Genomic DNA, 13,221 nt, shown 5'->3' on the forward strand with positions numbered 1-13,221 from the left:
GGGTGTGTCACGTATGGGGTACCCCGTTAGAAACCATCTGTCGTGCGGCTAGAGCATGGTCGCTCGTCATGCGGATCACCAGTCCAGGCCGTTCTTGTTCGGGCCACGCTGCGCACCGTCGATCCCACGCTCAGGCCATGCGCCAATGGCGTGGACGTCGCGGCCGAGCGCGGTCGGCGGATTGCGCTTGAGACGCGGTGGTCCGGGGCGGTCGGCGGGCCGCGGCGCGCGGACAAGAATCTCGATCACGTCTGTGCCGCCATCGCTACGGACTGTCAGCCGGTGGAGACCATCGGCGGCATCGTCGATTGTCGCCTCCCACAGCCCCGCTTCGTTGCGCGTCATCGCGACCGCGACGCCATCGTCGAGCTGCGCGAAGGTTTGGGTCGGGGCAGGGTTGCCGAAGATCTTGGCGCGAACGACGAAGGACCCGTTCGGAACCTGGCCGAGATGATCCGGATCGGTGATCAGGCGACGATCGGCTGGCGCGGTGATCTGCACCAAGGGCCACGGATCGTCGATCGCCTGGAACCGCCAGCTCGGCACGCCGTCGTCGAGCGTCACGACCGAGAACCCCGGTGCGCCCTCTTCGATCTGGCCGGTCGAGCGGGTGGCGCCATAGACGACGCGGCCGTCGTTGAGCAGCTCGTTGTAATGCGTGTGGCCGGTGTCGACGAACGCGACGCGGTGCGCGGCGAACAGCCCGGCGATCCCGTCCGGGTCGTCGCGAAGATCGCCCGGATAGGCGTGCATGTACACGGCGCTGCGCAGACCGGCGGCGGTCGCGGCGCTCAGTTCGCGTTCGATCCACCGCCGCTGGTCGGGGTCGATCCGGAAGTCGGGGCCGCCGTCACCGGCGGAGACTATATCGAGGAATAGGCAGCGATAGCCGTTCATCGTGACGGCATAGGGCGCCAAGTTGGCCGTGATCGCATGCATCGCGGTCAGGTCGCCGGGTTCGAAGTCATGATCGCCTGCCAGCACATGCCAGGGAAGCGACAGCCCGGTCATCGCGTCGGCGATCCGCGCATATTGGTCGTCCGTCCCGTGATTGGCATTGTCGCCCGGCAGGAATGCAAAATCGACGGCGCTGCCCTCAGGCCCCCGACCCATATGCGCCTGCGCCATCGCCACGAGTGCGCGAAACCGCGACAGTCCTTCATACCCATCGGCGTCGTCGACATGCAGGTCGCCAAAGTGAATCCAGGTCAGGCATCCTGCCATTATAGTTGCTTCCAAGTCATGTCCGTCATTTGCAGCCAAGCGCAACGATGAAGGCATCGTTCCGTGACATTTTCTTCATGATTTGAACCTGAACCTGCTCGTTCAGTTTCCGTTTAACCTACGAGATCATTTGAGAAAAGCGGATCGTATATATTCTTCGGCGTCGGAAACTTTGCCGCCGGCCAGATCTTTAGCGCTCGACGAAAAGCGACTTCGAAGGACTCTTGATGGCCATAACCGCGGACAAGGCGCCCGAAATCACAAGTGGAAGCGGGCAGTCCGGCAAGGTCCCCACGCGGACCCTCGACGCGCTGAACTTCTTCCTGGCCGACGTCCGCGATGGTCTCGGGCCGTATCTGGCGATCTACCTTATCGCGGTGCGTGGGCCCGCGCATGGCTGGAACGAGGCGACCGTCGGTGCGATCCTGACGATCGCCGGGATCGTCGGGCTGATCTCGCAGACGCCGGTCGGCAGCCTGATCGACCGCGCCAAGAATAAGCCGCGGATCGTGATGATCGCCGCCCTGCTGGTGACGCTCAGCAGCATTTCGCTGCCGGTCGTCAGCGGCTTTACCGCGGTCGCCGTGACGCAGTCGATCGCGGCGATCGCCGGCGCGGTGTTCGCCCCCGCGATCTCGGCGATCACGCTCGGGCTGGTCGGACCCAAGCTGTTCGCCAAGCGCGTCGGCCGCAACGAGGCGTTCAACCACGCCGGCAACGCGGTCTCGGCGGCGCTGGCGGGCGTTCTAGCTGGAAGTTCGGCCCGGTCGTCGTGTTCTGGCTGATGGGCGGGTTGACCGTGGCCAGCATCATCAGTGCGTCGCGCCTGAAGAACGAGGATATCGACAATGCGGTCGCGCGCGGGCTCGATTGCGAACCCGACGAGGGTGACGAGGATTGCGAGCAGCCGAGCGGGTGGAAGGCCTTGCTCGAAAACAAGCCGCTGATGATCTTCGCGCTGACCGCGTTCCTGTTCCATCTCGCCAACGCGGCGATGCTGACCTCGGTCAGCCAGCTGCTCGCGCGGACCGTCGGCAAGGATCAGGCGACCTCGCTCACCGCCGCCTGCATCGTCGCGGCGCAGCTGGTGATGGTGCCGGTCGCGATCGTGGTCGGGCGGAACACCGATCGCTGGGGGACCAAGCCGCTGTTCCTGGTCGCCTTCGCATTTCTCGCCGCGCGCGGCGCGCTCTACACCGTGTCGGACAATCCGTGGTGGCTGGTCGGCGTGCAGGCGATGGACGGCGTCGGCGCAGGGATCTTCGGCGCGTTGTTCCCGGTTGTGATCGCCGACCTGACCAAGGGCACCGGCCGCTTCAACGTCAGCCAGGGCGCGGTGGCGAGTGCGCAGGGTTTGGGCGCGGCGCTGTCGGCGACTCTGGCGGGCGCGATCATCGTCTGGGCGGGCTACACCGCCAGCTTCCTGACACTCGCAACGATCGCCGCGCTGGGGCTGGGGCTGTACGTGCTGGCGATGCCCGAGACCAAGGACAAGCTCACGTCCTAAACGTGGATCGTGGCTGGCTTCGCGCTTTAGCGGCTCGGCCCACGTGTTCGAGCGTGATGAGAGCCCCGGGGCAGGGGCAGTTATTCCGCAAAAGGGCCGGCGGCGATCGCGTCCACCCATGACGGGGCGTGGTAATCGGGGAGATAGCGGTCGCCGAAGTCGCGGATAAAGGTGTCGTAAGTCGACTCCGGTTGGGTTGTTGCCATGGCGATTGCGCAACTGGCGAACTCGGTCTTGAAGTCGAGCCGAGGGACCGCATCGATCACCGCGGCGATCTCGGCCGGATCCAGCGTGGCGTAGTCCGCGGTTCCAAAATCTACGCCGATACCGCGCGAGGACAAGGCGACTTCGGTCTCCTTGAACAGGCTGATCGAGTGGGTGACGTGCAGCGCGATCCCATCCCATACGAGCTGCGCGCGGCGATCATCGAATCCCAGGTCGCGCACGAACGCGCGCGCGACGTTGGCGCCGTTGACCTCGAACCGGTGTGGGCCCTTGCCGTGCGCGGTAAAGCCCAGGTCGTGGAGCAGGGTGGTCACCGCGACGATCTCGGCGTCGAACGGTTCGTTGCGCCGCGCGCCGATCTTGGCCGCGAATATCCAGGATCGGGTGACGTGGTTGAACAGCACCGGTGACATGCGATCACGTGCGAAGTCGAACGCCTTCAGGATTGCCGGTGTCTCAGTGAGATCGGCGAACCGGGCGCGTAGCTGGCCGTGCGATAGCGGGTCGGATACGACGGTGAGGATCGCGGCGTCTGGCAGGGTCGAGGACATGGCGAGTCTCCCGCGCGCCCGCGCAACGCGGCGGCGTGATGGACGAACAGGATCTGTCGGTTGGCGGACGGGGGAATAACCCGTCCGCCGTCCCGCTCAGCTACGGATGAACGCCAGGATATCCGGGTTCAGCACATCGGCGTGGATCGTTGCCATGCCGTGCGGATAGCCGGGATAGGTCTTGATCGAGCCGTTCTTGAGCAGCTTGACCGCCATCCGCCCGGTCGTATCGATCGGGCAGACCTGGTCGTCCTCGCCGTGCAGGATCAGCACGGGCTGGTCGATCGATTGCAGATCGGCGGTGAAGTCGGTGTCGGCGAACGCGGTGATGCAGTCATATTGCGCCTTGATGTCGCCGACCATCGCTTGCCGCATCCAGTTGGCGGAGACGGCGGGAAGGATTTTCGCGCCGGCGCGGTTGAAACCGTAGAACGGGCCGGTCGCGAATCCGTTGTAGAAGTCCGCGCGATTGGCGGCGGTGCCGGCGCGGATGCCGTCGATCGCCTCGGGAGGCACGCCATTGGGGTTGTTCGGCGACCGCGTGAGCCGCGGCGGGATCGCGCCGATCAGCACCGCCTTGGCGACGCGGCCGTTGCTGCCGTATTTCGCGACATAGCGGATCGCCTCGCCACCGCCGGTCGAGTGACCGATGTGGATGGCATCGCGCAAACCCAGATGCGCGGTGACCGCAGCGACGTCGGCGGCATAGGTATCCATGTCGTTGCCGCTGGATGCCGGGCTCGACCGGCCATGTCCGCGACGATCATGCGCGATCACGCGATAGCCCTGCTGCGAGAAGAACATCATCTGCGTGTCCCAGTCGTCGCCGCTGAGCGGCCAGCCATGATGAAACACGATCGGCTGCCCCGCGCCCCATTCCTTGTAGAAGATTTCGGTGCCATCCTTGACGGTGATCGTGCTCATGGTCTTGTCTCCTGCAGCGTGTTGACCGTGTTTCAGCGGACCGGCCATGCTTTCACCACCAAGCGCGAGCGCGGATATGATCGCGGTTCCCAAAAGAATATCGCGACGCGACCCACTGAGAAGTGGCTGTATTCCTGAATGCTTGGGCGTCGGCATGGTGTGATCCCCGAATAGTGTCGGCGTGTTGCCGCCATGGGTGTATTAACTTGCATCTATTACGGGCGTGACGGGCCGAACTGACAAAACGCGGGGGAAAACTGACAAATGACGACCCGAACAACCCTCGCGCCCCGACCTGTGGAGATCGCCATCGTCGTGCGGGACAAGGTCATGCTCGGTATCGTCCACGGGCTGACCGACCTGTTCCGGATCACTGACGATCTGAGCCGGGTGCGTCTGGGCATGGATGCGCCGGTCGTTCGGCTCAGCCACTTCGCCGATACCGGCGCCGGCGGGATCATGCGGACCTTCGATACGGTCCCCGACGCGCCGAACGCCGTAGAATCAGCGATAGGATCGGCCACCAGATCGGCCACCAGGTCGGACGTACCGAGCGTCATCATCATCCCTCCGTGCGAGACCGCTGCGCTGGGTATCGAGACCGACCGCAAATGGTCGGACTGGCTCACGGCGCGTCATGCGGCGGGGGCGGTGCTCGGATCGATCTGTGGCGGGACGTTCCTGTTGGCGCAGACGGGGCTGCTCGACGGACGTCGCGCCACCACGCACCTCATCTGCGCACCCGATCTGGCGACGATGTTCCCCGCCGTGCAGGTCGATTTCGACGCGTTGCTGACCGAGGAGGACGACCTGATCACGGTCGGCGGGGTGATGGCATGGACCGATCTCGGGCTCGTCGTCGTCCGGCGCTTGCTGGGTGCTGTCGCGATGATGGAGACCGCTCGCTTCATGATGATCGATCCGCCGGGGCGGGAGCAGCGCTTCTACAGCACCTTCTCGCCCGAGATGGGACACGGCGATGCCGCGATCCTGAAGACGCAGCGGCATTTGCATGCGCGCGGCCCGCTCAAGGCGAGCGTCACCGACATGGCTGGTTGGTCGGGGCTCGAATTGCGTACGTTCGCGCGGCGGTTCCATGGGGCCACGGGGTTGCGGCCTAACGAATATCACCAGCGCCTGCGGATCGAAAAGGCCCGGGAGATGCTGGAGACGACGACGACGCCGATCAACCAGGTCGCGTATGATGTCGGGTATGGCGATCCGGGGTCGTTCCGCCTGACATTTTCCAAACTGATGGGGTTGAGCCCGCGGGACTATCGAAAGCGATTTGGTCACACCGCCGGCTTGCAGCCCTGAACGCCAATGCATGGTCGCACGGATCGGGGCAGGGCGCTCGACCTGCCGATAGTCAGCGCGTTTCGTCGGGATGAACCGCTGCGACCAGCGCCGTGATCGTGGGAGATTGCGCGAGCTCGTTCGGGTCGGCGTGCGGGGCGAAGACGAGGCCGATGTCGCGGGTGAAGTCGAAGCCCTCAAGATGTGCGCGGACGATGCCGGGCTCGCCGAAACAGTCGGGCATCACCGTGATGCCGAGGCCCGCGCGGACATAGCTCAGCGCCTTGTCGTCGCTGGTCGTGCGCGACGCGAACACCGGGCGCACGCCCCGCGTCGTAAAGAAGCGGCTGGTCTCGGGCAGCAGTTCGCAGTGGCGACGGACGATCATCGGATCGTTGCCGAGCTCCTCCGCACGGATCACGTCGCGACCCGCAAGCGGGTGCGACACGCCTAGCGCAAGACTGTAGCCTTCGGTGAAGAGCCGCTTGCTGGCGTAATCGTCACCATCGCGCAGGAGCATGAGCGCGACGTCGATCCGGCCGCGCGCGAGCCGCTCGCGCAGGTCGCGCTCCTTGCCCTCGACGATCTCGATCTGGCTGCCCGCGGCACGCGACCGATGCTCGCGGAGGAAATCCTCGATCCAGCGACGTGGCGTCGTCGCCAGCACGCCGAGCCGCAGCGTCTGCTGGGTTGGCGTGCCGACCACCTCGCGCTCGGCAGCGGCGAAGGTCGCCTCGATCGTGCGGGCATGGGAGACGAGCCGCGCGCCGGCATCGGTCAGCGCGACGCGCCGGTTGGTGCGGTTGAACAGCGGGTGCCCCAGCGCGGTTTCGAGCTTGGCGATCCCGACCGACAAAGTAGGCTGCGACACGTTGCAGGCCGCCGCCGCGCGCGAGAAGTTGCCGGTATCGATGACGGATAGGAAATACCGCAGATGATAGCGATCGATCATAGACATCATCTATAGCGTTGATCGCGATCTTTCAATTTTCCAGCGATCGGGCAATCTCGTAGATAGTCGTCAAAAGATCGACAGGAGATGATGATGGCAGACCTGAATTTCGGGCTCGGCGAGATGGCCGACACGATCCGCGACACCACGCGGCGGTTCGCGCTCGACCGGATCGAGCCGATCGCGGCGCGCATCGATGCCGAGGACAGTTTTCCCCGCGAGCTATGGCCCGAAATGGGCGCGCTGGGGTTGCACGGCATTACCGTCGAGGAAGCCGATGGCGGGCTCGGGCTTGGCTATCTCGAGCATCTGATCGCGTGCGAGGAGATCAGCCGGTCGTCCGCATCGGTCGGGCTCAGCTATGGCGCGCATTCGAACCTGTGCGTCAACCAGATCCGCCGTTGGGGCAATGCGGAACAGAAGGCGAAATACCTGCCCAAGCTGATCTCCGGCGAGCATGTCGGCAGCCTTGCCATGTCGGAAGCGGGCGCGGGCTCGGACGTCGTGTCGATGAAGCTGCGCGCGGACAAGGTCGATGGCGGCTGGCGGCTAAACGGCACCAAGTTCTGGATCACCAACGCGACCTATGCTGACACGCTGGTCGTGTACGCCAAGACGATCCCCGACGCCGGATCGAAGGGCATCACCGCGTTCCTGATCGAGAAGGATTTCGCCGGTTTCTCGATCGGGCAGAAGATCGACAAGGTCGGGATGCGCGGATCGCCGACCGCCGAGCTGGTGTTCGACGATTGCTTCGTGGCGGAGAGCCAAGTGATGGGGCCGCTCAACGGCGGCGTCGGCGTGCTGATGTCGGGGTTGGATTACGAGCGCGTGGTGTTGTCGGGCATCCAGCTCGGGATCATGCAGGCCTGTCTCGACGTGGTGCTGCCCTATGTTCGCGAGCGGAAGCAGTTCGGGCGGCCGATCGGCGAATTCCAGCTGATGCAGGCGAAGATCGCGGACATGTACGTCGCGCTCAATTCGTCGCGTGCGTACGTCTATGCGGTGGCCAAGGCGTGCGACGCGGGTCAGACGACGCGGTTCGATGCGGCAGGGTGTATCCTGCTGGCGTCCGAGAACGCGGTGAAGGTCGCGAACGAGGCGATCCAGGCGCTGGGCGGGGCGGGCTATACCAAGGACTGGCCGGTCGAGCGGTATTGGCGCGACGCCAAACTGCTCGATATCGGTGCAGGGACGAACGAGGTCCGCCGGATGCTGGTCGGGCGCGAGCTGATCGGCCACGACGCGCCCAAGGCCCAGTAATGCCGACGCTCACGACACAGGTCGATGCGACGTCCGAGGGGTTCCAGGCGAACGCCGCGCATAACCGGGCGTTGGCGGAGACGTTGCGTGCGACCGTCGCGAAGACCGCGCTTGGCGGATCGGAGCAGCATCGTGCGAGGCACGTGTCGCGCGGGAAGCTGTTGCCGCGCGACCGAGTCGAGCGCCTGCTTGATCCGGGATCGCCGTTCCTGGAGGTCGGTGCGCTGGCGTCGAACGGCATGTACGACGACGGCGCGCCCGGTGCGGGGATGATCGCCGGGATCGGTCGCGTGTCGGGGCGCGAGTGCATGATCGTCGCGAACGACGCCACCGTGAAGGGCGGCGCCTATTACCCGATGACCGTGAAGAAGCATCTGCGCGCGCAGGAGATCGCGCGCGAAAACCGCCTGCCGTGCATCTATCTGGTCGATAGCGGTGGCGCCAATCTGCCGCATCAGGCGGAGGTGTTTCCCGACCGCGATCACTTCGGCCGGATCTTCTTCAACCAGGCGCAGATGTCCGCGGAGGGGATCGCGCAGATCGCCTGCGTGATGGGAAGCTGCACCGCGGGCGGCGCCTATGTGCCCGCGATGTCGGACGAGAGCGTGATCGTTCGCAACCAGGGCACGATCTTCCTTGCCGGCCCGCCGCTGGTGAAGGCGGCGACGGGCGAGGTTATCTCGGCCGAGGAGCTGGGCGGCGCGGAAACGCATGGCCGCAAGTCGGGCGTGGTCGATCATGTCGCGGAGAATGACGAGCACGCGCTGCTGATCGTCCGCGATATCGTCGCGACGCTGAACCGTCCGAAGTCCGTCGACATCGAGATCGCCACCCCGCGCGCACCCAAATACGATCCGGCGGAGCTGTACGGCATCGTGCCGCAGGACGTTCGCGCGCCTTATGACGTGCGCGAAGTGATCGCGCGGATCGTCGACGGGTCCGAGTTCCACGAGTTCAAGGCGTTGTACGGCACCACGTTGGTCTGCGGGTTCGCGAAGATCTGGGGCATGCCGGTCGCGATCCTTGCGAACAACGGCGTGCTGTTTTCCGAGTCCGCTCTGAAGGGCACGCATTTCATCGAGCTCGCCTGCCAGCGGCGCGTGCCGTTGCTGTTCCTCCAGAACATCTCCGGCTTCATGGTCGGCGGCAGATACGAGGCGGAGGGGATCGCCAAGAACGGCGCCAAGCTGGTGACCGCGGTGGCGACCGCGTCGGTGCCCAAGATCACGGTGTTGATCGGCGGCAGTTTTGGCGCAGGCAATTACGGGATGTGCGGGCGTGCGTTTGCCCCGCGCTTCCTGTTCACCTGGCCCAATGCGCGGATTTCGGTAATGGGTGGCGAGCAGGCGGCGAGCGTGCTGGCGACCGTCCACCGCGACGCGGACAGCTGGACGCCCGAGCAGGCCGAGGCCTTCAAGGCGCCGGTCCGCCAGAAATACGAGGACGAGGGCAATCCCTATTATGCCACCGCGCGGCTGTGGGACGACGGGATCATCGACCCCGCGCAGACCCGCGACGTGCTCGGTCTAGCTCTCTCCGCCACGCTGAACGCGCCGATCCCCGAGCGCGCGCAGTTCGGCCTGTTCCGGATGTGATGGGCATGGACCTGACCATCGACGGCGCGACGGTTGCCGACGAGGCCGCCTTCCATGCGCTGATCCGCGAGGCATCGGGCGTTGAGTGGTATGGCGGCAGTCTCGACGCACTGTTCGACCTGCTCGTAGCGGTCGTTACGCCACCGATCCGCTTGCATATCGCCAACGCCGCAGCGGCGCGCGCGACGATCGGCGCGCGGTTCGATCGCATCGTCACCGTCATCCTGGACGCGGTCGCCGAACGTGGCACCGACGCTATCGCCCTGCGACTGGAGAGTTAAGCATGATCCAGAGTCTCCTTATCGCCAATCGCGGCGAGATCGCCCGCCGCATCATCCGCACCGCGCGGCGGCTCGGCATCCGCACGATCGCGGTACATTCCGACGTCGACGCCGGCATGCCGTTCGTCCGCGAGGCCGACGGGGCGGTGTGCATCGGCACCGCGGCGGCGACCGACAGCTATCTGCGGCAGGACCGCCTGCTGGAGGCCGCGCGCACGACCGGCGCGGAAGCGATCCACCCCGGCTACGGCTTCCTGTCGGAGAATGCCGAGTTCGCCGAGAGCGTGATCGCCGCCGGTCTCGTCTGGGTCGGTGCGCCGCCCGCAGCGATCCGCGCGATGGGGCTGAAGGACGCCGCCAAGGAGCGGATGATCGCCGCGGGTGTACCGGTGACGCCGGGGTATCTCGGGGCGGACCAGTCACCTGAGCGCCTGCAAGCGGAGGCCGACGCGATCGGCTATCCGGTGCTGATCAAGGCGGTGGCGGGCGGCGGTGGCAAGGGCATGCGCAAGGTCGATGCCGCGGGCGACTTCGCCGAGATGTTGGAGAGCTGCAAGCGCGAGGCCGCGGCGTCGTTCGGCAACACGCAGGTGCTGATCGAGAAATACATCCTCTCGCCGCGTCATATCGAGGTGCAGGTGTTCGGCGATACGCACGGGCAGGCGGTCCATCTGTTCGAGCGCGACTGTTCGCTGCAACGCCGCCACCAGAAGGTGATCGAGGAAGCCCCCGCACCCGGCATGGACGATGCGACGCGCGCCGCAGTCTGCGAGGCGGCCGTGAAGGCGGCGCGCGCGGTCGACTATGTGGGCGCGGGAACGATCGAGTTCATCGCCGACGGATCGGACGGCCTGCGCGCCGACCGCATCTGGTTCATGGAGATGAACACGCGGCTCCAGGTCGAGCATCCGGTGACCGAGGCGATCACCGGGCAGGATCTGGTCGAGTGGCAGTTGCGCGTCGCTTCGGGCGAGCGCTTGCCTAAGCGGCAGGACGAGCTGTCGATCACTGGCTGGGCGATGGAGGCGCGGCTTTATGCGGAGAACCCGAGCACGGGGTTCCTGCCGTCGACCGGGCCGCTCGACCGGCTACGCTTTCCGGACGGCGTCCGGATCGACAGCGGTGTCGAGGAAGGCGGCGAGGTCACGCCCTACTACGATCCGATGATCGCCAAGCTTATCGTCCACGGGGCGACGCGCGGCGAGGCAGCGGGCAAGCTTGCGGCGGCGGCGGGGGGTACGCAGGTCTGGCCGGTCAGGACCAACGCCGCGTTCCTTGCGCGTGCCGCAGCGCATCCCGACTTCGTCGCGGGGCGGGTCGATACCGGGTTCATCGAGCGCCATGCCGATGCGCTGATCCCGGCGGCCGAACCTTCGCTGGCGGTGCTGGCGGCGGCGGCGGCGGCGATCCTGCCTGCCGTGACCGGCGATCCCTGGACCAGCCTGCGTGGGTTCCGCACCAATGCGGCGCCGTCCTCGCAGGTCGCAGTCGAGGTCGCGGGCAAGCCGTATCTGGTGACCGGCGACCAGGCGTCGGCGGCGGTCGTTGCGGACGGCGTGCTGTTCCTCGACGGCGAGGCGTGGCCGTTCGGTCCGCGCCGTGCCGACCACATCGCTGGGGCGGGCGAGGGCGATGGTGCGATCCTGGCCCCCATGCCGGGCCGCGTCATCGCTGTACTGGTCGAGGACGGGCAGGCGGTGACCAAGGGCCAGCGGATGCTGGTGCTGGAGGCGATGAAGATGGAACAGGCGTTGCTGGCGCCGTTCGATGGCGTCGTCGCGGAGCTGAAGGTAACCGAAGGCGCGCAAGTATCCGAAGGCACGATGCTGGCGCGGATCGACAAGGGGAGCGAATGATGGCCGGGCGTTATTACGACGACTGGACGGTAGGCGACACGATCGTCCACGAGATCCGCCGTACCGTGACCGAGACCGACAATCTGCTGTTCACGGTCATGACTCACAACCCGCAGCCTTTGCACCTCGATGCCGAGGCCGCGCGCGCAAGCGAATTCGGACAGATCCTGGTCAACGGCACCTTCACCTTCGCGCTGATGGTCGGGCTATCGGTCGGCGACACCACGCTCGGCACGCTGGTCGCCAACCTCGGCTATGACAAGCTAATGATGCCGAAGCCGGTGTTCATCGGCGACACGCTGCGCGCCGAGACCGAGGTGCATGCGCTCAAGGAAAGCCGGTCGCGACCCGACGCGGGGATCGTCACGTTCGCGCACCGCCTGCTCAACCAGCGCGACGAGATCGTGTGCCAGTGCCTGCGTAGCGCACTGATCAAGCGATCTGCGACATGAGGTTGCGATCGCTGCTGTTCGTGCCGGGCGATCGACCTGAACGGTTCGACAAGGCCGCGGCCAGTGGTGCCGACGCGCTGATCCTCGATCTCGAGGATTCGGTGGCGGCATCGGCCAAGGACGCCGCGCGAGCGGCGGTCGCGGCGCGGTTGCGCACGGAGCGGGGCGGGGTCTCGGTCTTCGTTCGGATCAACCCGCTCGATACCGATCTGAGCAGCGAAGACCTCGTGGCGCTGCGCGGCCTGGCGCCCGACGCAATCGTGCTGCCCAAGGCGGAAGGGGCGGCCAGCGTTCGCTTGCTTGCAGAGCGGCTAACCGAGGCAGGGATCGACACGCCGATCCTGCCGATCGCGACCGAGACGCCGGCCGCGATCTTCCAACTCGGCAGCTATGCGGCGTGCGGCATGCCGCTAGCGGGGCTGACCTGGGGGCGGAGGACCTGCCCGCCGCGATTGGCGCGGCAACCTCGCGTGAGGACGATGGCCGCTATACGGCGCCGTATGAGATGGTGCGGTCGCTCGCGCTGTTCGGCGCGCATGCGGCGGGGGTACCGGCGATCGAGACGGTCTACCCCGCGTTTCGCGATGTGGAGGGGCTGGCGGCGTATGCAAAGCGCGCGGCGCGCGATGGTTTCACGGGCATGATGGCGATCCATCCGGCGCAGGTGGCGACGATCAACGCCGCGTTTACGCCCGATGCGGCGCAGATCGCACATGCGCGCGCAATCGTCGCTGCGTTCGCTGCACAGCCGGAGGCGGGCGCATTGCAGGTCGATGGTCGGATGGTGGACGCACCACATCTGAAGCAGGCACGCCGGATACTCGACCGCGCAACGTAGACGGCACGATTCCCGTGCGGTCGCGGCATATCCTTGACAGTAATTCGCGGAAACCGCCCACCAGAAGGCTGGGAGCAAAATCATTCCGATGTCGAGGGCAATCGTTCCAAGTGCACTCACCAAAATCAGCTGTTTTCAGCCGATGGTGACCCCTACGGGAATCGAACCCGTGCTTCAGCCGTGAAAGGGCCGCGTCCTAACCGCTAGACGAAGGGGCCTGCGTGGTGGAGGCCGACTAAGGGGAAGGGGGCGAGGCG

The 13,221-nt window shown here is 66.0% G+C and carries 12 protein-coding genes, 1 tRNA gene and 1 pseudogene; 9 read left to right on the forward strand and 5 right to left on the reverse strand.

The features are described from left to right. Positions 1-75: 75 nt before the first annotated feature. Positions 76-1,224 carry a metallophosphoesterase gene (locus QP164_RS18855; RefSeq protein WP_277984051.1) on the reverse strand — a complete coding sequence of 383 codons (1,149 nt, stop codon included), beginning with the start codon at positions 1,222-1,224 and terminating at the stop codon, positions 76-78. Between the two features lie 227 nt (positions 1,225-1,451). Between QP164_RS18855 and QP164_RS18860 the strand changes: the two genes are divergently transcribed. Beyond that, positions 1,452-2,009 (forward strand): MFS transporter, encoded by a 558-nt coding sequence (locus QP164_RS18860; protein ID WP_333924100.1) that lies wholly within the window; start codon positions 1,452-1,454, stop codon positions 2,007-2,009. After that, a complete protein-coding gene (locus tag QP164_RS18865) occupies positions 1,997-2,731 on the forward strand; it encodes an MFS transporter (RefSeq protein WP_333924101.1) in 735 nt (244 codons plus the stop codon). Before QP164_RS18860 ends, QP164_RS18865 begins: the two co-directional genes overlap by 13 nt. An 80-nt stretch (positions 2,732-2,811) precedes the next feature. Here the strand turns inward: QP164_RS18865 and QP164_RS18870 are convergent, their stop codons facing one another. Together QP164_RS18870 and QP164_RS18875 are read right to left on the reverse strand one after the other, a co-directional pair. Beyond that, positions 2,812-3,507, reverse strand: coding sequence for an HD domain-containing protein (locus QP164_RS18870; RefSeq protein WP_132896184.1), 696 nt, complete (start codon positions 3,505-3,507; stop codon positions 2,812-2,814). A 96-nt stretch (positions 3,508-3,603) separates the two neighbouring features. Further along, positions 3,604-4,431 (reverse strand): alpha/beta fold hydrolase, encoded by an 828-nt coding sequence (locus tag QP164_RS18875; RefSeq protein WP_333924102.1) that lies wholly within the window; start codon positions 4,429-4,431, stop codon positions 3,604-3,606. A gap of 264 nt (positions 4,432-4,695) precedes the next feature. On the opposite strand from QP164_RS18875, the gene QP164_RS18880 reads away from it, so the two are divergent. After that, positions 4,696-5,748: a GlxA family transcriptional regulator gene (locus QP164_RS18880; protein WP_333924103.1), complete on the forward strand. Its 1,053-nt coding sequence runs from the start codon at positions 4,696-4,698 to the stop codon at positions 5,746-5,748. Positions 5,749-5,800: 52 nt separating this feature from the next. Here the strand turns inward: QP164_RS18880 and QP164_RS18885 are convergent, their stop codons facing one another. Next, positions 5,801-6,679 (reverse strand): LysR family transcriptional regulator, encoded by an 879-nt coding sequence (locus tag QP164_RS18885; RefSeq protein ID WP_333924104.1) that lies wholly within the window; start codon positions 6,677-6,679, stop codon positions 5,801-5,803. Positions 6,680-6,772: 93 nt separating this feature from the next. Between QP164_RS18885 and QP164_RS18890 the strand changes: the two genes are divergently transcribed. The 6 genes and pseudogenes from QP164_RS18890 to QP164_RS18915 all read left to right on the forward strand — a co-directional run bounded on the left by QP164_RS18890 (position 6,773) and on the right by QP164_RS18915 (position 12,964). Next, complete coding sequence (locus QP164_RS18890) at positions 6,773-7,942, forward strand: isovaleryl-CoA dehydrogenase (RefSeq protein WP_333924105.1); 1,170 nt, start codon at positions 6,773-6,775, stop codon at positions 7,940-7,942. Beyond that, a complete protein-coding gene (locus QP164_RS18895; RefSeq protein ID WP_333924106.1) occupies positions 7,942-9,537 on the forward strand; it encodes a carboxyl transferase domain-containing protein in 1,596 nt (531 codons plus the stop codon). The genes QP164_RS18890 and QP164_RS18895 overlap by 1 nt, the downstream gene beginning before the upstream one ends. A 5-nt stretch (positions 9,538-9,542) precedes the next feature. Beyond that, positions 9,543-9,818 carry a barstar family protein gene (locus tag QP164_RS18900; RefSeq protein WP_333924107.1) on the forward strand — a complete coding sequence of 92 codons (276 nt, stop codon included), beginning with the start codon at positions 9,543-9,545 and terminating at the stop codon, positions 9,816-9,818. Between the two features lie 2 nt (positions 9,819-9,820). Next, entirely contained in the window at positions 9,821-11,674 is a 1,854-nt protein-coding gene (locus QP164_RS18905) for an acetyl/propionyl/methylcrotonyl-CoA carboxylase subunit alpha (RefSeq protein ID WP_333924108.1), read from the forward strand. Beyond that, a complete protein-coding gene (locus tag QP164_RS18910) occupies positions 11,674-12,126 on the forward strand; it encodes a MaoC family dehydratase (protein WP_333924109.1) in 453 nt (150 codons plus the stop codon). The genes QP164_RS18905 and QP164_RS18910 overlap by 1 nt, the downstream gene beginning before the upstream one ends. Beyond that, positions 12,123-12,964: pseudogene (locus QP164_RS18915) on the forward strand (HpcH/HpaI aldolase/citrate lyase family protein). Before QP164_RS18910 ends, QP164_RS18915 begins: the two are co-directional and overlap by 4 nt. A 143-nt stretch (positions 12,965-13,107) precedes the next feature. Here the strand turns inward: QP164_RS18915 and QP164_RS18920 are convergent. Further along, positions 13,108-13,182 (reverse strand) — tRNA-Glu (locus tag QP164_RS18920). Positions 13,183-13,221 lie beyond the last annotated feature (39 nt).

It is taken from the genome of Sphingomonas sp. LR59 (genome assembly GCF_036855945.1).
Classification (GTDB): Bacteria; Pseudomonadota; Alphaproteobacteria; order Sphingomonadales; family Sphingomonadaceae; genus Sphingomonas.